At 64.7% G+C, this 18,982-nt stretch carries 17 protein-coding genes; 8 read left to right on the top strand and 9 right to left on the bottom strand.

The features are described 5' to 3' along the window. The first annotated feature begins 22 nt into the window (after positions 1-22). Entirely contained in the window at positions 23-1,366 is a 1,344-nt protein-coding gene (locus ACFLEY_RS37895; RefSeq protein WP_060910091.1) for an IS1380-like element ISBdi2 family transposase, read from the top strand. A 271-nt stretch (positions 1,367-1,637) separates the two neighbouring features. Then, entirely contained in the window at positions 1,638-2,762 is a 1,125-nt protein-coding gene (locus ACFLEY_RS37900) for a lysozyme inhibitor LprI family protein (RefSeq protein ID WP_060908932.1), read from the top strand. Between the two features lie 187 nt (positions 2,763-2,949). Here ACFLEY_RS37900 and ACFLEY_RS37905 read toward each other — a convergent pair whose 3' ends face one another. From ACFLEY_RS37905 to ACFLEY_RS37930, 6 genes are all read right to left on the bottom strand, one after another. Beyond that, complete coding sequence (locus ACFLEY_RS37905) at positions 2,950-4,149, bottom strand: ABC transporter substrate-binding protein (protein ID WP_038966119.1); 1,200 nt, start codon at positions 4,147-4,149, stop codon at positions 2,950-2,952. 99 nt (positions 4,150-4,248) lie between these two features. Then, a complete protein-coding gene (locus ACFLEY_RS37910) occupies positions 4,249-6,087 on the bottom strand; it encodes a long-chain fatty acid--CoA ligase (RefSeq protein ID WP_211434351.1) in 1,839 nt (612 codons plus the stop codon). Between the two features lie 94 nt (positions 6,088-6,181). Next, entirely contained in the window at positions 6,182-6,970 is a 789-nt protein-coding gene (locus ACFLEY_RS37915; protein ID WP_060912706.1) for an ABC transporter ATP-binding protein, read from the bottom strand. A 4-nt stretch (positions 6,971-6,974) separates the two neighbouring features. Next, positions 6,975-7,733 carry an ABC transporter ATP-binding protein gene (locus ACFLEY_RS37920; protein ID WP_011090654.1) on the bottom strand — a complete coding sequence of 253 codons (759 nt, stop codon included), beginning with the start codon at positions 7,731-7,733 and terminating at the stop codon, positions 6,975-6,977. Then, complete coding sequence (locus ACFLEY_RS37925) at positions 7,730-8,881, bottom strand: branched-chain amino acid ABC transporter permease (RefSeq protein WP_060908933.1); 1,152 nt, start codon at positions 8,879-8,881, stop codon at positions 7,730-7,732. The genes ACFLEY_RS37920 and ACFLEY_RS37925 overlap by 4 nt, the downstream gene beginning before the upstream one ends. Before the next feature lie 5 nt (positions 8,882-8,886). Then, complete coding sequence (locus tag ACFLEY_RS37930; protein ID WP_028173717.1) at positions 8,887-9,762, bottom strand: branched-chain amino acid ABC transporter permease; 876 nt, start codon at positions 9,760-9,762, stop codon at positions 8,887-8,889. Between the two features lie 261 nt (positions 9,763-10,023). Here ACFLEY_RS37930 and ACFLEY_RS37935 point away from each other — a divergent pair, with 261 nt between their 5' ends. The 4 genes from ACFLEY_RS37935 to ACFLEY_RS37950 all read left to right on the top strand — a co-directional run bounded on the left by ACFLEY_RS37935 (position 10,024) and on the right by ACFLEY_RS37950 (position 13,804). Further along, positions 10,024-10,773: an ABC transporter ATP-binding protein gene (locus ACFLEY_RS37935; RefSeq protein WP_060912707.1), complete on the top strand. Its 750-nt coding sequence runs from the start codon at positions 10,024-10,026 to the stop codon at positions 10,771-10,773. Next, the gene (locus ACFLEY_RS37940; protein ID WP_060908934.1) at positions 10,770-12,296 is read left to right on the top strand and encodes a hypothetical protein; all 1,527 of its coding nucleotides are present in this window, start codon (positions 10,770-10,772) and stop codon (positions 12,294-12,296) included. The genes ACFLEY_RS37935 and ACFLEY_RS37940 overlap by 4 nt, the downstream gene beginning before the upstream one ends. A gap of 105 nt (positions 12,297-12,401) precedes the next feature. Then, positions 12,402-13,217 carry an MBL fold metallo-hydrolase gene (locus ACFLEY_RS37945; RefSeq protein WP_060908935.1) on the top strand — a complete coding sequence of 272 codons (816 nt, stop codon included), beginning with the start codon at positions 12,402-12,404 and terminating at the stop codon, positions 13,215-13,217. A gap of 65 nt (positions 13,218-13,282) precedes the next feature. After that, a complete protein-coding gene (locus tag ACFLEY_RS37950; RefSeq protein WP_028173713.1) occupies positions 13,283-13,804 on the top strand; it encodes a hypothetical protein in 522 nt (173 codons plus the stop codon). Between the two features lie 244 nt (positions 13,805-14,048). On the opposite strand, the gene ACFLEY_RS37955 is transcribed toward ACFLEY_RS37950, so the two are convergent. Continuing rightward, positions 14,049-15,113: an IS630-like element ISRj1 family transposase gene (locus ACFLEY_RS37955; RefSeq protein ID WP_026192128.1), complete on the bottom strand. Its 1,065-nt coding sequence runs from the start codon at positions 15,111-15,113 to the stop codon at positions 14,049-14,051. A gap of 79 nt (positions 15,114-15,192) precedes the next feature. On the opposite strand from ACFLEY_RS37955, the gene ACFLEY_RS37960 reads away from it, so the two are divergent. Then, the gene (locus ACFLEY_RS37960; protein WP_396604367.1) at positions 15,193-16,290 is read left to right on the top strand and encodes an amidohydrolase family protein; all 1,098 of its coding nucleotides are present in this window, start codon (positions 15,193-15,195) and stop codon (positions 16,288-16,290) included. 42 nt (positions 16,291-16,332) lie between these two features. Here ACFLEY_RS37960 and ACFLEY_RS37965 read toward each other — a convergent pair whose 3' ends face one another. After that, positions 16,333-16,788 (bottom strand): cupin domain-containing protein, encoded by a 456-nt coding sequence (locus ACFLEY_RS37965; protein WP_038966115.1) that lies wholly within the window; start codon positions 16,786-16,788, stop codon positions 16,333-16,335. Between the two features lie 239 nt (positions 16,789-17,027). Between ACFLEY_RS37965 and ACFLEY_RS37970 the strand changes: the two genes are divergently transcribed. Next, entirely contained in the window at positions 17,028-17,582 is a 555-nt protein-coding gene (locus ACFLEY_RS37970; RefSeq protein ID WP_060912708.1) for a hypothetical protein, read from the top strand. A gap of 60 nt (positions 17,583-17,642) precedes the next feature. Here ACFLEY_RS37970 and ACFLEY_RS37975 read toward each other — a convergent pair whose 3' ends face one another. Continuing rightward, positions 17,643-18,899, bottom strand: a complete 1,257-nt coding sequence (locus ACFLEY_RS37975) for an aminopeptidase (RefSeq protein WP_060908937.1) — start codon at positions 18,897-18,899, stop codon at positions 17,643-17,645. Between the last annotated feature and the right edge of the window lie 83 nt (positions 18,900-18,982).

Genomic DNA, 18,982 nt, shown 5'->3' on the forward strand with positions numbered 1-18,982 from the left:
AACCGCGAACGCCACGCCCGCCATGACCGACGATACGATTCCGCCCTTCTCGTTTCCAGCCATTCACGCCAAGAAAGTCACAGCTGCCTTCGATGGTGGGCGCCTAACCTCGAACGGGGGCGTGATGCTTCTGGCGATGGCCGAGCGGCGTCTCGGCTTGGCCGACAATCTGGCCCGGGTGTTCCCGGATCGGCGCGATCCGACGCGGGTCGTGCACAGCCTTGTCGATATGTTCCGCGCGCGCATGTTCGCGATCTGCTGCGGCTACGAGGACGCCGACGACCTCGATCATCTGCGGTCCGATCCGGCATTCAAGCTGGCCTGCGGACGGCTGCCGGACACGGGCCGGGATTTGTGTTCCCAGCCGACGCTGTCGCGGCTGGAGAATGCTCCGCGCCTGCGCGACGTGATCCGGCTGACCTACATTTTGGTCGACGCATGGATGGATAGCTACCCGCGCGAGCCGGCATCCGTCACGCTCGACATCGATGATACCTGCGATGTCGTCCACGGCCATCAGCAGCTCTCGCTGTTCAACGCTCATTATGACGAACGCTGCTTCCTGCCGATCCACGTCTACGACACGGAGAAGAGCCGTCCCGTGGCGGTCGTGCTGAGGCCCGGCAAGACGCCGGGCGGCGTCGAGGTGCGTGCCCTTCTGCGCCGCCTGGTACGGCATATCCGCACGCGGTGGCACAACACGCGAATTACGTTCCGTGGCGACGGGCACTATGCCCGGCCGGAGGCCATGGCGTGGTGCGAGACCAACGGCATCGACTACATCTTCGGTCTGTCCGGCACCAAGCCTCTCGCCAGAAAAGTCGACGAGGTCGCCGACGACATCCGCACCCGACGCGCCATCGAGAACCTGCCGGTTCTGCGTGGCTATACCGAGACGCGCCACAAGGCAAAGTCCTGGGATCGCGAACGGCGCACCGTCGCCCGTATTGAGGCGACGATGCTCGGCCTCGACATCCGTTTCGTCGTCACCAGCCTCGATGTCGGCTCGGCCGAGTGGATCTACGACAGCCTGTATTGCGCGCGCGGCCAAGCAGAGAATCTGATCAAGCTGCATAAGACGCAGCTCGCCTCCGACCGCACCAGCTGCCGTTCGGCGCTCGCCAACCAGGTCCGTCTCGTGCTCCATACGGCCGCTTATTGGCTGATGCTGACCGTGCGCGAGGCCATTCCCAAAGTCCGGGAATTGGCCGCTGCCGAGTTCGCGACGCTGCGTCTTCGGCTCTTGAAGCTCGCCGCCCGTGTGGTCGAGACCTCGAGCCGCATTCGCCTTGCGTTTGCCGCGGCATGTCCCGAAGCCGACCTGATCCGCTGCTTGCCCGGCGCGCTGCTCCCGCTCGGTCCGTAACCGACCGGGCCTGCGCCCGCTCACCCGCCCCACTCCTCCATCGCCTACAAAACAGCTTGATGTAGAACCCGGTGAGAAAAGGCCGGACGGTCACCCACGCCAGCCGCCAGCCCCCGTCAGACGTCAAGAACGACCGTGCTCTCGTGAATAGATCGGGCTAGCTTGTAGCCGGATAGAGCCAACGGGTCGGCGCAAAGCGCCGCCCCACAAATTCATTCCACCGCGCGATCCGGGGCGCTAGCATGCCTCCGGCAAGGCGGGGGCGACTGGAATGCGGTTCATCGGGCTGATTGTGCTTGCGCTGCTGGCGCCCGCGGCACCCCTGTTCGCGCAATCCGGCCCATCCGACCGCTCCATCGCCGACAAGCTGCCGCTGTTCGCCAGGAACAACTGCCAGCAGATTCGCGATCCCGGCAATCAATTGATCTGCGGTGACGCCGAGCTTGCCGCCGCCGCCGAGAAGCTGGGCACGGCGATCGAGGCGCGGCTCGCCCGCCTGCCCGACCGCCTGCCGGCCATCGAGGAGAACGCGATCTGGGGCCGCCAGCGCAATCTCGGCTGCGGCATCGTCGGCGAGACCCGGATCCGTGCCGACGATTTCGACCGGGTGAAGGCGTGTCTCCTCAAGGTGACCGAGGAGCGCGCCGCGATCCTGCGTGATCCCGATTTCGACTGTCTCGCCGCCAATACGGCCGCGGGCGCATTGATCTGCGCGGACCCCTCGCTGGCGCTCGCCGAAACGGAGCTCAATGGCCAGGTGCTCGGGCTGATCGGCAAGCTGGACCCGACTGCGGCCCGCTTTGCCTTCGCTGAATACGGCCGGTGGACGCGAGAGCGCGACCGCAGATGCAATCTGGTCGGCAAGGAGAACGCGCCACTGCAAGAGCTCGAATCGGCGGAGAGCTGCCTCGCCGATTACCTCGCACACAAGACCGACGAGATCCGCGCCGCCAAGAGCGATCCCAAAAAGGTGTTCGGCCGGCAGGTCGCGGCCCGGTCGCCCGACACCGACGCCGTCGACTTCTGCGCCGCGCGGATTCACGCGGCCAATTCCTGCGGGAATTTCCTGCGCATCAACCGCGTCTACGCCGTCGACAGCCAGGTGAGCGACCAGGAGGCGCAGGTCACGGGCGAGATCGAAATGGTCGTGCTGGCGCCCTTCGCCACATGCAGCAAGGTCGCCTCCACCTGCACCGGCACCTGCTGGGACGCCAGGACGGGTCGTCCGCAGCCGGGAGCCGCCGGCAACAAGGAGCGCTCCGCGGACGCCTTCAACGTCACGCGCCGCCTCAGGATCCAGCGCACCTTCGCCTTCGTCAAAGCCGGCGACGGCTGGCGCTGCCGTGAAGACGAGCTGGCACCGGTGAATTCGGGGACCGCGGGCGGCGGATCCTAGGTCTTTCTTCTCCCTCTCCCCGCTCTTCGCGGGGCCGCGACGAGCTCCGCTCGCGCTGAGAGGGTTGGGGTGAGGAGCAGCTTCCGCAAAGACGGTGAAAGATGGACTCGCGGAGACTCCCCCTCACCCGGAATTTGCTCCCGCAAATTCCGGCCTCTCCCCGCACGCGGGGAGAGGCGACGACGCATCAAAACATCAGATTGTCCTTCACCAGCACCCAGCGGCCGCCCTTGACCTGCTGCACCTGGGTGATGGTGTTGGCGAGGTGGTCGGTCTTGGAGAACTTCGTCGGGGGCGAGTTGAAGATGTCGAGGAACTTCTCGCCCGACTCGAGCGAGTCCAGCATCTTCTGTCCCGTGAGGTCCTTGCCCGCCTTCTGCGCATAGAAGGCGAAGGTCATCACCGCGTTGTAGCCGATGATCGCCTGCGTGTTGGCGTCGGTGTTGAACATCTTCTTGTAGTTGACGAGCCAGTCGTGGACCTTGCCCTTGGCGGTGTCCTCATACGGGATCTCGAAGCCCGACGCGGCATAGAGGCCTTCCACTGCTTCCTTGCCGAGCATGGGCACTTCCATCACGTTGACGGGCGTCGCACCGAGGAAGGTGACGTCCCAGCCGAGCTTCCTGGCCTCGGTCATGGCGCCGATGGGCTCGCGCAGCACCGCGCCGAGCACGACGAGGTCGCAGCCGTCGGACTTCATCTTCGCGACCTGGGCGCTGAAGTCGGAGGCGCCGCGCTTGTAGCTCGTGATCGAGGCCGGCTGCACCTTCATCACAGCCAGTTGCTGGTTGAATCCGTCAAGCACGTTCTTTCCGTACTCGTCGTCCTGGTGCATGATGCAGGGCTTCTGGAAGCTCTTCCACTCCATCATGTATTTGAGCGCGGCGCGCGTGCTCTCTACATAGGGCAGGAGGTTGTTGAACTTCAGCCGCTCCTGCGGCTTGGCCGGATCGAACTTGAAGGTGAACTCCGCCGCCGTCAGCGGGAAGAGCTGAAGCACCCCGGCGTCGAGAAGGATGTCCTGCGCCGCGAGCACGGTCGGCGATCCCATTGGTCCCACCATCGCGAAGATCTTGTCGCGCTCGATCAATTTTTGCGACGCCAGCACGGCCTTCTTCGGATCGTAGCCGCTGTCCTCGACCACCAGCCGGATCTTGCGGCCGTTGACGCCGCCGGCGGCGTTGACCTCCTCGACCGCCATCTTCATGCCGTTGGAGACCGGCACGCCCCAGCCCTTGATCGGCCCCGACAGATCCTGGTGGGTGCCGATCACGATCTCGGTCGCCGAGATGCCTTCATTGGTGACCTTGGTCTGTGCTGCGGCCGGCAGATGCGTGAGCACCACCGCGCTCACCGCAAGGCCGAACGCCCTGAACGATTTCGACATTGACGTCTCCTCTCCCTGGCCCGTGTTGCGCGAAGGGTTGGCCATCGCTCCTCCGCTGATTTCAACGTCTCCTTGCGCACGGCCTTCCGGCCGTGCGCCTCACGCCACCGCGCGTTCGCGATACATGGCGTCGATCTCGGCGGCGTAGCGCTTGTTCACGAAGCTGCGCTTCAGCTTCATGGTCGGCGTCAGCTCCTCGTCCTCCGGGGTGAGCTGGCGTTCGATCAGGAAAAACCTCTTGATGGTCTCGACGCGGGCGAAATTGACGTTGACCTGCTCGATCTCGCGCCAGATCAGGTCCTGGATCTCCGTCGCCCGGCACAGGCTCGCATAATTGGTGAAGGGGATGTCGTGGTCCTGGGCGAACTTCTCGACGTTCTCCTGATCGATCATGACGAGGCAGGTGAGGTACGGCCGCTTGTCGCCGATCACCACCGCATCCGAGATGTAGGGCGAGAATTTGAGCTGGTTCTCGATCTCGGACGGCGTGACGTTCTTGCCGCCGGAGGTGATGATGATGTCCTTCATCCGGTCGGTGATGCGAACGAAGCCCTCGTTGTCGATGGTGCCGACGTCGCCGGTGTGCAGCCAGCCGCGCGGATCGATGGCCTCCGCCGTCTTCTCCGGCTGGTTCAGATAGCCCATGAACAGGAAGTCGCCCTTGATCAGGATCTCGCCGTCGGGCGACAGCGCGACCTCGCCCCAGGACACGGCGGTGCCGACCGAGCCGAGCTTGATCCGCGTCGCCGGCATCATGGTGGCGACACCGCAATTCTCGGTCTGGCCGTAGACCTCGTGCATGTCGATGCCGAGCGCGAGATACCAGCGGATCAGCTCCGGCGCGATCGGCGCAGCGCCCGTGAAGGCGATGCGGCAGCGATCGAGCCCGATCATGCGGCGGATGTTGCGGAAGGCGAGCCGGTAAGCGAGCTGGTTGGCGAGGCGCAGCGACAGCGGCGGCGCCCTGCCCTCGATCCGGCAATCGACCATGCGGTAGCCGATCCCGATGGCGCGGCGGTAGACCCATTGCTGGAGCGGCGTCGCATCCTTCAGCGCGATGGTGATGGCGGAATAAAATTTTTCCCAGATGCGCGGCACCGCGAGGAAGATGGTCGGCTGCACCTCGCGCAGATTGTCCGGCACCGTCTCCGTGCTTTCGGCAAAATTCATCACCGAGCCGAGCGCGACCGAGATGTAGTAGCCGCTGATGCGCTCGGCGACATGGCAGAGTGGCAGGAAGATCAGCCGGTCTTCGCTCTCCCGCGCCGGGATGAAGTCGTTGGCATGCCGCATCTGGTGCGTGACGCTGCGGTTGGCGTGCATCGCGCCCTTGGGCGGGCCGGTCGTGCCGGAGGTATAGACGAGCACCGCGAGATCTTCAGGGCCGCGGCTGTCGATCATCTCTTGCCACAGTGCTTCGCGCCCGACCATGTGGTTGCGCCCGAGCGCGCGAAACTCGTCGAGCGACATCACCATGTCGTCGGTGAAGCCGCTGAGGCCCTCCATGTCGAACACGACGATCCTTTGCAGGGACGGGCAGCGTGTGCGGCAGGTGAGGATCTTGTCGAGCTGCTCCTCGTCCTCGGCGAAGATCACCTTCGTGCCGGAATCGTTGACGAGATACTGGACCTGGGACGAGGCATCGGTCGGATAGATTCCGGACGAGACGCCGCCGGCGCACAGGATGCCCATGTCGGCATGGACCCATTCCGGCACGGCATTGGCGATGATGGAGGCGACGTCGCCGGGCATGAAGCCGATCGCGCGAAGCGCGTAGGCGATCTCCTTCGAGATCTCCAGCCACTCGCGCCAGCTCGTCGGCTGCCAGATGCCGAACTTCTTCTCGCGGATCGCCGGCGTGTCGCCCCGCGTTTCCGCGGCGCGCAAGAAGCTTTTCGCGATCGTATCAGCGACCGTCAGCACCGCCGGTCGGGCCATGCGCGCCTCCTCCTTGTCGCTTCCCCTCCGCTGCCTGCCTTGCCGGCGGTCTATGTCTTGCGGACGGGCAACCCATCTAACGCCAAGTCTTGCCTTAACGCCACGTCTTCTTCTTTTTCCAGCGCCGTTCGCCCCGAGCGCCCGCTTCCTTGGCGCCAAGGTAGAATTCCTGGATGTCCTGGGAATGCATCAAGCGGTCGCAGGTGTCGTTCATCACGATGCGGCCGATCTCGAGCACATAGCCGTAATGCGCGGTCTCCAGCGCCACCTTGGCGTTCTGCTCGACCAGCAGGATCGACATGCCCTGTTCCTCGTTGACGCGGCGGATGATGGTGAAGATCTCCTTCACCAGCAACGGCGACAGGCCGAGCGAGGGCTCGTCGAGCAGCAGCAGGGTCGGCCGGTTCATCAGCGCGCGGCCGATCGCGAGCATCTGCTGCTCGCCGCCGGAGAGCTGGCCGGCCGGCTGGTCGATGCGCTCCTTCAGCCGCGGGAAATAGCCGTAGACGCGCTCCAGATCCTCCGCGACGCCGCCACGGTCCTTGCGCGGATAGGCGCCCATCATCAGGTTCTCGCGCACGGACAGGAACGGGAACACCTCCCGCCCCTCCGGCACGTGGCTGAGGCCCAGCCGCACGATCCGGTCGGCCTCCATGCGCTGGATCGGCCTGCCCATGAACTCGATCGCGCCCTTCTGCGGATCGAGAATGCCGGAGATCGTCTTCAGCACGGTGGTCTTGCCGGCGCCGTTGGCGCCGAGCAGCGTGACGATGCGGCCGCGCGGCACCTCCAGCGAGATGCCGCGGATCGCCATGATCGGCCCGTAATAGCTCTCGATGTTGGAGAGTTTTAAGATGATATCCGGGGTCGCCGCGGCATCCATCGCGTCAGGCTCCCAGATACGCGGCGACGACATCAGGGTGCTGCTGCACTTCGGCCGGCGAGCCCATCGCCAGCACCCGGCCATAGTTCAGCGCGATGACGCGGTCGGAGACGCGGTTGACCAGCGACATGTCGTGCTCGACCATCAGCACGGTGACGCCGAGCTCGTTCTTCATGTCGCGGATCCAGAACGACATGTCGTCGGTCTCCTCGACATTGAGGCCGGAGGACGGCTCGTCGAGCAGGATCAGCTTCGGCTCCGAGCACAGCGCCCGCGCCAGCTCGATCACCTTGCGCACGCCGTAGGGCAGGCCCGAGATCAGCTTGTCGCGATAGGGCTCGAGATCGAGGAACTCGATCACCTGCTCGACCCGGCGGCGATGCAGCTTCTCGTTGGCGCGCACGCTCGGCAGGAACAGCAGCTCCTGCCAGAGCTGCGTGGTGGAATGGCGGTGGCGCCCGACCAGGAGGTTGGACAGCACCGTCGCGTTCTCGAACAGTTCGATGTTCTGGAAGGTGCGGGCGATGCCTAGTCTTGCGATATCGTAAGGCGGCTGCTCGGTGATGTCCTGGTCCTCGAAGAAGATGCGGCCCGAGGTCGGCCGGTAGATGCGCGAGATCAGGTTGAAGATCGAGCTCTTGCCGGCGCCGTTGGGCCCGATGATCGAGAGGATCTCGCCCTTCTCCACCGCGAACGACACCGCATCGACGGCCTTGAGGCCTCCGAAATGCAGCGAGAGGTTCTCGGCGCGAAAGTAGCTCATCGGTTGCGCTCCGACTTCACGTAGATCTTCTGCCGCTTGAAGGTGGCGCGCTTGTAGAGCGGGAAGAGCTGGAAGAAGAGCTTGATCTTGAGCCAGCGGCCGTAGAGCCCGAGCGGCTCGAACAGCACGAACAGCACGATGATGATGCCGTAGATCGCGCCCTTCAGACCGTTGAGCGACGCGAAGGCCGCGACCTTGGACTGGACGTCGGCCGCTCCCTGGGTGCCGGCGCCGAAAGCGGCGGCAATGCCGGCGATGATGCCGGGCATGTCGTCCTTCAAATAGGTCAGGAACGGGTCGATCATCACGATGAAGATCGCGCCCAGCACGGCGCCGTGCAGGCTGAAGCTGCCGCCGATCAGGATCACGATGATGAACTCGATCGAGAGCTGGAGCGTGAACATCTCCGGCGAGATGAACGAGAGCTTGTGCGCGAACAGCACGCCGGCAAAGCCGGTGATCGCCGCCGAGATCGCAAAGGACTTCACCTTGTAGAGCGCGACGTTGACGCCCATGCTGCGCGCCGCGGTCTCGCTGTCGCGGATCGCGACGAAGGCGCGGCCCGTCGGCGAGCGCAGCAGATTGAGCGTGCCGACGATGGTCAGCACCAGCACGGCGAGACACAGGAAATAGAAGGTCGGGCTGTCGCGCGGCACCGCGACGCCGAGCAGCGACAGCGTCTTGACCCGCATGCCCTCGTTGCCGTTGGTGACGCTCTCCCAGCGCGCCAGGATCTCCTCGACGATCAGGGCAAAGGAGATGGTGGCGATGACGAGATAGATGCCCTGGAGCCGCAGCGCGGGAAAGCCGACCATCGCGCCGATGATGCCGGTCAGAAGGCCCGCGGCGAGGAAGTAGACCGGGAACGGCACGTTGTATTTCTGCAAATAGGCCGCCGTGTAGGCGCCGATCGCGAGGAACGCGGCATGCCCGAGCGAGGCCTGCCCCGTAAAGCCGGTCAGGATCAGCAGCGCCACGCCGACGGTTGCATAGATGCAGACGAAGACGAGCTGGCTCATCAGATAGCTGGAGAGCACGTAAGGCGCGATCAGCAGCAGCGCGAGCAGGATGCCGTAGGAGACGAAATAGCCCGAATGCGGGAACAGCTTGATGTCGTCTTCGTAGTCGGTCTTGAACAGGAAGCGCATGGCGTTCAGACCTTCTTGCGGACGTGAAGGCCGAACAGGCCTTCGGGCTTGAGCAGCAGCACGGCGAGCAGCACGACGTAGGGCGCGACGTCCTTCCAGCCCTCGGCCAGATAGAAGCCGGCCATGCTCTCGATCACGCCGATCAGGACGCCGCCGACCACCGCGCCGGGGATCGAGCCGAAGCCGCCGAGGACCGCGGCGGGGAATGCCTTGAGGCCGAGCACGAGGCCGACATTGGAGTGAATGAAGGTGATCGGCGCCAGCAGCACGCCGGCGCAGGTCGCGACCGCCGCGCTGATCGCCCAGACGATCGACACCACGCGCTTGACCGGGATGCCCATGTAATAGGCCGCCAGCATGTTCTCGGAACTGGCGCGCATCGCGGTGCCGAGCGTGGTCTTGTTGAAGAAGAGCCAGAGCAGCGTGCACAGGATCATCGTCGCCGCGATCACCGAGAGCTTGTCGTAGGCGAGCACCAGCGAGCCGATCCGCAGCACGCCCTGGCTGAACGGCGTCTCGATCTTCAGATCATCGGTGCCCCAGATCATGCCGGCGATCGAGCGCAGGAAGTAGCCGAGCCCAATGGTCGCCATGATGATGGAGAATTGCGGATAGCCGAGGATCGGCCGCACCACCACGCGTTCGGCCAGCATGCCGAACAGCGCCATCGCGGCCACCGCACCGGCAAAGCCGATCCAGTAGTTCAGGCCCATCATGCCGATGAAGGTGAAGGCGAAGAAGCCGCCCAGCATCATCAGGTCGCCCTGGGCGAAGTTGACGACCTCGGTCGCCTTGTAGACCAGCACGAAGCCGAGCGCGATCAGGCCGTAGACGCAGCCGAGCGCAACACCGCTGACCAGCTGCTGAACGAAATCCAGCATCGCCGCGCTTCCTCCTGACGCAACCGGCGGTTCTTCGATCGCCTCGTCGCATCTTGTGTCCAGTCGCTACGCAGTCGTTTCGCTGCGTCAGCGCCATTTGTCCCGGTGCCAATTCAGCCTGAACCGCCAAGCGCTGTCAACAAACGGTGACTTGCCTTTAGTCCAAGACGGATGACGGAATTTGCGGCAGTGCGATTCACCGCGCCGAAACATCTTCGGGTCATGGTCGCGGGCGATGCAAAACCGGATGGTGAGGCCGTCATGAAGCCGGACAGCTCGGCGCTCGAAGTCCGAGGGTTAACGAAGCGTTTTGACCGTCCGGCGGTCGACGGCCTCGACCTCACAGTTCACGCCGGTGAATTCTACGCCCTGGTCGGCCCCAACGGCGCTGGCAAGACCACCACTTTGCGCATGGTTGCGGGCCTCTTGCGGCCCGACGCCGGCGCGGTCTCGATCTTCGGCATCGATGCGCTCCAAAATTCGGTCGCCGCCAAGCAGGTGATGGCGTGGGTCTCCGACGAGCCCATGATCTACGACAAGCTGACGCCGCTGGAGTACCTCGAATTCGTCGCCGGGCTCTGGGGCATCGCGCCTTCCGCCTCGGAACCGGTCGCCGAGGGGCTGCTCAGCTCGCTCGGGCTCGAGCCGCACCGGCACGAGCGCTGCGAGGGCTTTTCCAAGGGCATGCGCCAGAAGGTGGCGCTGGCCGGCGCGCTGGTGCACGATCCCCGCCTCATCATCCTCGACGAGCCGCTGACGGGGCTGGACGCCGTCTCCGCCCGCCATGTGAAGGGGCTGTTGAGCGAGCGCGTCCGCGCCGGCTGCACCGTGATCATGACCACGCACATCCTCGAGGTCGCCGAGCGCATGGCCGACCGCATCGGCGTGATCGCCTCGGGCCGCCTGGTCGCCGAAGGCACGCTCACTGAGCTGCGCCAGCAGAACGGCCATGCCGACACCAGCCTGGAAGATCTCTTCATCGCGCTGGTGACGCTCCAGGAAGCCGCATGAGCTCGGCGACCGCGCTGACCTGGTTTGCCCGCCACGAGCTCCGGCTCGCCTGGCGCGAATGGCTCGCCATGATGACCGGCGGCCGGCGCAAGCGGACGCGCGTCGCCGTCATCGGCCTGCTTCTGTTCGCAGCGCTCCTGCACGTGCCGGCCTGGGCCGTGATCGGCCGCGTCGCCGACCTGCAACTGCCGCTCGACAAATCCTCGCTGATCGTGATCACCGCGACGATCTTTCTGGCCTGGACCTTGATGCTGTCGCAGGCGATCGAATCGGTGACGCGGGTATTTTATGCCCGCGCCGATCTCGATCTGATCATGTCCTCGCCGGCGACGCTGGCCAATCTGTTCTCGGTGCGCATTGCCGCGATCGCGCTCGCCGTCACGGTGCTGGCGCTGTTGTTCTCGACACCCTTCATCGACGTGCTGGTGATCGGCGGCGGACCGCGCTGGCTTGCGGCGTTCGGCGTCGTGGTCGCGATGGGCCTGTCGGCCGCGGCGATCGCGATTGCCGTCACCATCCTGCTGTTCCGCCTGATCGGTCCGGCGCGGACGCGCTTCGTGGCCCAGGTCCTCGCCGCCATCATCGGTGCCGGCTTCGTGATCGCGCTCCAGGTCGCCGCGATCATGTCCTACGGCACGCTGTCGCGCATCACCATCCTGACCTCCGGCACCTTTGCCGAACACGCCCCCGACGTCGACAGCATCTGGTGGTGGCCGGCGCGGGCGGCCCTGGGCGACAGCGAGGCGCTGTTGCTGCTTCTCGCGCTCGGGCTGGTGCTGCTCGGCGGCGTCATGGCGATCTTCTCGGGCCGCTTTGCCGACACCGCGATCGATGCCGCGGCGTACGGCACATCCGGCCGCCGAGGCGCGAAGCAACGCCCGTTCCGCGGCGGATCGCGGCAGCAGGCGCTGCGCCGCAAGGAATTTTCGCTGCTCTGGCGCGATCCCTGGCTGATCTCGCAGACCCTGATGCAGCTGCTCTATCTGGTGCCGCCGGCGCTGCTGCTCTGGCGCAGCTTTGCCGACAGTTCTGCCGCACTGACGCTGATCACACCCGTGATCGTGATGGCGGCGGGACAGCTTGCCGGCGGACTGGCCTGGCTGACGATCTCGGGCGAGGACGCTCCCGACCTCGTCGCGACCGCGCCGCTGACGCCGTCCAGCGTCATCCGCGCCAAGATCGAGGTGGTGCTGATCGCGATCGCGGTCATCTTCTGCCCGCTGGTCGCGGCGCTGGCGTTTGCCTCGCCGATCCAGGCCGCGGTCAGTGCCGGTGCGATCATCATCAGTGCGGCCTCCGCGACCGCGATCCAGCTCTGGTTCCGGGTGCAGGCCCGGCGCAGCCAATTCCGCCGCCGCCAGACCTCCTCGCGGCTTGCGACCTTTGCCGAGGCCTTCTCCTCGATCGGCTGGGCCGCCACCGCCGCGCTGCTGCTCGCCCTCCCCCTCGCCGGCGTCGTCAGCGGCCTGATCACCGCGAGCCTCGTCGGCATTACCTGGAAATTCAGCCCAAGACGCGAATAAGCGGCGCGGATGACAGCTGCGATACTGACGCGCTGTTGATCGAAGCCCATTGGCCCCGCGCTGCATTGCACGCTAGACTTTCCCCTGAAGTCATCGGGGACGGATATGTGGCGACTTGTTTCGGCCGCTCTGGCGCTGTTCGGCGCGCTCCTCTCGCCTGCCCTCGCTCAGCAGCAGCCCCAGCGCAGCGAATGCTTGGCGATGGCCAACACCGCGCCCCGCGCCATGCCGGTCGCCTTCCGGCAGGCGACAGCCGCGGCCGAGGTCGAGATCACCTATGCCGGCCATTCCACCTATTTCATCGACACGCCCGGCGGCTTGCGCATCGCCACCGACTATAGCGGCGCCTATCAGGTCGGACGGTTGCCCGACGTCGTCACCATGAACCGGGCGCACAGCACGCATTACTCCTTATACCCGGACAAGCGCATTCCCCATGTGCTGCACGGCTGGGGCGAGGACGGCAAGCCTGCCATCGTGTCGGAGCGCATCGGCGACACCTTCGTCCGCAACGTCACGACCGACATCCGCCGCTATTTCGGCGACGATGCCGGCACCGACATGATCCGCGACGGCAATTCGATCTTCATCTTCGAGGTCGCCGGCCTCTGCATCGGCCATCTCGGCCACCTTCACCACAAGCTCGACGACAGCCATTTCGCCCAGATCGGGCGGCTCGACATCGTGATGGTGCCGATCGACGGCACCTACACCATGTCGCTGGACGGCATCTCCGAGATCACCAGGCGGCTGCGCGCCTCCGTGGTGTTGCCGATGCACCGTTTCGCCACCCCGCTCGACGACTTCATGCGCCGGATCGGCCAGCAGTTCGAGATCGACCGGCGCCTCGAGCGCTCCTTCCGCATGTCGCGCGATGCGCTGCCGTCGAAGCCGACGGTGATCATCCTCGACGGCGTCTGAGGCGCAATTTTCTCCAAGCCGGCTGCCGCCCATTGGTGCTGATCTCCCCGCAACAGGAGATCGACATGACGGACTTTGCAAGATTGTTGCACGCGGATGGACCGAACTTGGAGCACGCCGCGGCGCTCCGGCTTTACGGCCGCTTCGTCGGCGACTGGGATGCCGAGATCTCCGCCCGCGGCCCTGATGGAACGAAACACACCGCGCCCGGCGAAATCCATTTCGGCTGGGTGCTGGAGGGACGCGCCGTCCAGGACGTCTGGATCATTCCCCGTCCCAGCGGCAGCCCCGCCTTTCCGATCGCCGGCAACTGGTACGGCACGACGCTGCGGGTCTACGATCCGACCATCGATGCGTGGCGGATCTCCTGGTTCGATCCCGGCCGCAGCGTGTTCCGTCAGCAGATCGGCCGTCCGCGCGGCGATGACATCGTGCAGGAAGGCAAGACCGACGCGGGCGACCTGACGCGCTGGAGCTTTACGGAGATCGCGGACGACTCCTTCCATTGGCTCGGCGAGGTCAAGCCGGCTCCCGCAGCCGATTGGCGACTTGTGGTCGATGTGAGGGCGAGGCGACGCAAGGGTTAAGTCGAATGGATTTTGACTGAATCGATCGGGCCACGGGTTCGCTGCAACCTCTCCCGCTTGCGGGGGAGGTCGCGCCGAAGGCGCGGGTGGGGGCTCTCTCCACACTGGGAATCTCTCTGTGGAGACACCCCCACCCCAACCCTCCCCCGCAAGCGGGAGAGGGAGCGCACCTCCTCCGCCGTTGCTATGGTGCTCTGAGCAACGCGCGCTGCCGGGCGCAAGGACGAGATGCTAGTACCCGGAATCAGAGCTGAGTGATACGGCGGCCTTTGAAACGGCGTTGACGGACCTTTTTCTTGGTCCAGACGAAGGGCTCGGCTCTGTCGTTGTATGCGTTGACGTAGGCATCGATGTGTTCCTGAAGCTGCTTGAGGCTCGTGAAGGAGGTGCCGCTGAGCGACTGCCCCTGCAAGATGGAAAACCATACTTCGACCTGATTGAGCCATGACGCACTTGTCGGCGTGAAATGAAATTGCACGTTGGGGTGGGCCTTGAGCCAGTCCTCGTTCTTTTTATGGGTGTTGAGGTTGTCGAGGATGACGTGAAGCTTGCGGTTCGGAAAAGCCGCGGTGACGCTGTTCATGAAATCGAGAAACTCGACGCGGCGCCGGCGTTTTGAATGGGTCGCGATGATCTTTCCGGTGGCGACTTCGAGCGCCGCAAACAATGTTGTGGTGCCATGCCGCTTGTAATCGTGGCTTTGGCCGGTCAAGGCGCGGCCATTGGGCAACTTCAGATAACCCTGCGCTCGCTCCAAAGCCTGGATCGAGGGCTTCTCGTCCACGCACAGCACAATGGCCTTCGCCGGCGGCGCGACATAGAGGCCGACAACATCGGCGGCTTTGGCCGTAAAGTTCGGGTCGTTGCTCTCGCACCAGGACTTGCGAGCCACCAGGTCAATCTTGTGGCTGCGCAGGAACCGCCAGACATATTGGACATCGACATCGCCCAGCGCCTCGGCCAGCAGGGGGCCGGTCCAGCGCGCAAACCCTTGCGGTGGCGGCTTATCCAGCAGCTTCAGAATCCGCTTGTCGGTCGTCTTCGTATAGATCGGCTGCTTGCCAGGCCGCGGCTTGTCTTGCAGCCCTTCAAGGCCATGGTCGGCATAGCGATGCCGCCAAAGGCTGACAATCCGCGGCTGGACCCCAACTTCCTTGGCGATCGACCGGGTGCTGCGCCCATCCGCCGCCAACAGAACTATCCGCGCCCGCTTCAAATCGCGCTGCAACGTCACCGGTGAGCGACAGCACGCCTCAAGCACCTTGCGATCTTTCCTCGAAAGGTGGACTTCTCTTGCTTCGGGTATCATCCCGACCTTGAATCACGACTCACGTTCCAAGAAAAGTGGTAGGCTCCCGCCACAAAAAACATAGAGGGAGCGAACGCCGATGGCTGCAAGCGGTCTACCCGCCAACACGAGCGGGCTATTCGTCGAGCCGCGCGAGGACTGGCTCGCGCTGCATCAGGAGGAGATCATCGATCCCTCGCGGCCGATCGTCGATCCCCATCATCACCTGTGGAATCGCGGGCACCGCTACCTGATCGAGGAGATGGCGGCGGATATCGGCTCCGGCCACAACATCGTCGCCACCGTCTATGTCGACTGCCGCTCGATGTATCGGGCGCACGGGCCCGAGGCGTTCCGGCCGGTCGGCGAAGTCGAGTTCGCCAACGGCGTCGCCGCAATGAGCGCAAGCGGTGCTTACGGCACGGCCGCGATCTGCGCCGGCATCGTCAGCCATGTGAACCTGCTGCTGGGCGACGCCGCCAAGCCGGTGCTGGAAGCCGAGATCGCGGCGGGCAACGGCCGTTTCCGCGGCATCCGGCATTCCTCGGCCTGGGACCAAGATCCTGTCGTCGCGGGCATGTACGCCAACCGGCCGAAGGGACTGTTGCAGGATCCGACCTTCCGCAAAGGCTTTGCCTGCCTGGCGCCGCTGAACCTCAGCTTCGATGCCTGGCTGTTCCATCCGCAGATCGGCGAGCTGACCGAGCTCGCGCGCGCCTTCCCCGACACCAGGATCGTGCTCGACCATTGCGGCGGTCCGGCCGGCGTCGGCCGCTTTGCCGGGCGGCGCGAGGAGGTGTTTCCGCAATGGCGCGCCTCGATCCGCGAGATCGCCAAATGCGAGAACGTGGTGGTGAAGCTCGGCGGCCTCGCGATGTGCCTGCTGGGCTACGATTTCCATCTGCGCGAGAGCCCACCGTCCTCCGAGGAGCTTGCCGCGGCCTGGCGGCCCTATATCGAGACCTGCATCGAGGCGTTCGGCGCAAGGCGCGCGATGTTCGAGAGCAATTTCCCGCCGGACAAGGGCCAGTGCAGCTATCAGGTGATCTTCAACGCCTTCAAGCGTATCGCGGCGCCACTGGGCGAGGCCGAGAAGACGGCACTGTTCTCGCAGACCGCGACCGATACCTACCGGCTCCACTTCCGTCATGACGAGAGAGGGGCCGGGATGTTGGTCCCGACCCCTCTTCCGTCGTAGCCGCTGGGAAGCGTCCTCGAAAAGTCTTGGTCCGGGCGTGCGCTAGCCGGCGCCCATCAGCGAGGCGGGACGGCGCTCGCCGGTGGAGACGAACATCCGCTTGAGCTTGTTGACGACGCGGATCAGGAAACCGATCATCACCGGATTGGTCTTGCGGCAGAAAGCGATCTTCTTGACGTGGCCTTCGACATGCCATTTGGCATGCGCGCCGTCGCGGAAGAAGATGACGTCGCCGGGACCGTAGCGCTTCGGCGGCATGCCGTCGCTTTCGAGCACGATCGATCCTTCCATGATCATGATCGTCTCGTCGATGTCGTAGTACCAGTTGAAGCGCCCTTCGGTGCAGGACCAGATGATGGTCGAGGCGGTACCGTCCGCACTGGTGGACAGGATGTGCGAGCGCGACACCGGATTGCCCTCGATGATCCAGGACGGCTCGATCGGCCGCAGCTCGAGATCCACATTGCAACTACTAATTTCAATCAATGCGCGCGACATCTGTTTCCCCAGGGGATAGAATAGGTTTTTGGCCGGGTCGGGGCCCGGATTGTTTCCAATGATGTACGCAACGCTAGTGATCGGCTTTTAATTCTTTCTTACGCAGGCCTCGACAATCAGCCGCAAGTTGCATGTGCGAAGCAGCTAACGCCGCGATTTCCCTGCAAATTCGCCCACATGAACCCATCTTTTCCGGGGTGCGACAAAATGCGCGAAGTGACCTGAAAGGAGCCGTGCTGATGCCCCTCACGCCCGAGGTTCTGACAGCCAACAGCCAGGTCGTCGCCCGGCTCGGGAGCCTTGATATCTCCTTCACGCCGGATGATGAGTCCTGGTTTACCATCGACGGCATCAAAAGCCCCCGGCAGGTCGGCAGCGACGGCTCCGGCGGCGCGTTCGTGCTGCTGCCGTCGCAGAATGCGCTCTACGTCTCATCGGAGGGCCGCGCAGGAATTATCGCTGGTACGTTCGAGGCCTTCATCCAGCTCGTCGTCGTCCGGCCCTACTGGCTCGACATTCTCAAATTCTCCGCGGGCGGCGACCTCGCGGAAATGCGGCGCGCGGCGGATGCACTGGAGGCGACCCTCGACGACGAGGATGAGATCAACGAGGCCCGCGAGCAAATCCGCAAGGGCCTCGACCTGCCCGAGCCGGACGATCCGGTCGGTGCGCTCTACGAGGCGGTGGCTGCTTCCGACGCCATCGTGCGGGCCACCGACGGCAGCCCGTTCACGACGCTGTTCAACCGCTTCAGCATCGACAACAACCCGATGCTGCGCAACGCGGCGGCATGAGGGCAGGAGAGACTGTTGCGAGGACGTTCACCTCTCCCCAGCGGGAAGAGGTGAAGCAAACTACTTCGCCCACTCGCCCTTGCGGAACACCGGCACCTTGCTGCCGTCGGCGAGGATGCCGTCGATGTCGGTCTCGGCCGAGCCGATCATCCAGTCGATATGGATCAGGCTCTGGTTGCCGCCTTGCGCGGCGATCTGCTGCGGCGTGAGCTGGGCGCCGTTGACGAAGCATTTCGAATAGCACTGGCCGAGCGCGATGTGCGAGGCCGCGTTCTCGTCGAACAGCGTGTTGTAGAACAACAGCCCGCTCTGCGAGATCGGCGAGGAATGTGGCACCAGCGCCACCTCGCCGAGACGGCGCGCGCCCTCGTCGGTGTCGAGCACCTTGTTCAGCACCTCGGCGCCGCGCGAGGCCTTCGCGTCGACGATCCTGCCGTCCTCGAAGCGCACCGCGATGTTGTCGATCAGCGTGCCCTGGTAGGACAGCGGCTTCGAGCTCACGACATGACCATAGACGCGGCGGCAATGCGGCGTGGTGAAGACCTCTTCGGTCGGGATGTTGGCGTTGCAGCTGATGCCGTTCTTGGACAGGGAGGCGCCGCCTTCCCATTCATGGCCGTCGGCAAGGCCGATGGTGAGGTCGGTGCCCGGGCCCGAGTACTGCAACGCGCGGAAACGCTGGCCGTTGAGCCAGTTGGTGCGCTCACGCAGCACCGCATTGTGGCTCGCCCAATTGGCCATCGCGTCCTCGCGATCGACGCGGGAGGCCGCGAAGATCGCATCCGCGAGCTTGCCGATCGCGACGTCGTCGGGATCGTTGGGGAACACCTGCCTGGCCCAGGACGGGCTCGGATAGGCGATGATGTTCCAGTTGGTGTCGAAATTGACGATCTTTTCCAGTGCCGGCTGATAGGCCATCGAGTTGGCCTTGCTGGCGCGCGCCACCTTGGAGGGATCTTCGCCCGACAGCAGCATCGGATTGTCGCCGACGATGGCGAGCCGCGCGGTGTTGTCGGAGAATGCCTTGGCCATGCCCTCATAGAGCCAGCCGGCGGCGCGATCGAAACTGTTGTCGTGACCGTGGCGGTAACGCGCCAGCGTCATCTCCTCGTCCGACAGGATCGGCGTCACGATACCGGCGCCGGCCTTGTAGGCATGAACGGCGATCCGCCGCACCAGCGGCAGCGCGATCGCCGGCGCCGTCAGGAGCAGATCCTGTCCCGGCCGCAAGCCCAGGCCCACCTTCACCGCCACCTCGGCCAGCCGGTCGAGTTTCGCAGGATCGATAGGAGTGGAGGTGATGCGTTGATCGGTCATGCCGGGTCCTCTGCCGAAAGTCTCTCGCTCAATCTAAGTCTAGCATCGCGAGACACAAGTATACGAGCGTATTGGGGGCGACG

It is taken from the genome of Bradyrhizobium sp. YCK136 (genome assembly GCF_044570075.1).
GTDB lineage: Bacteria > Pseudomonadota > Alphaproteobacteria > Rhizobiales > Xanthobacteraceae > Bradyrhizobium > Bradyrhizobium diazoefficiens.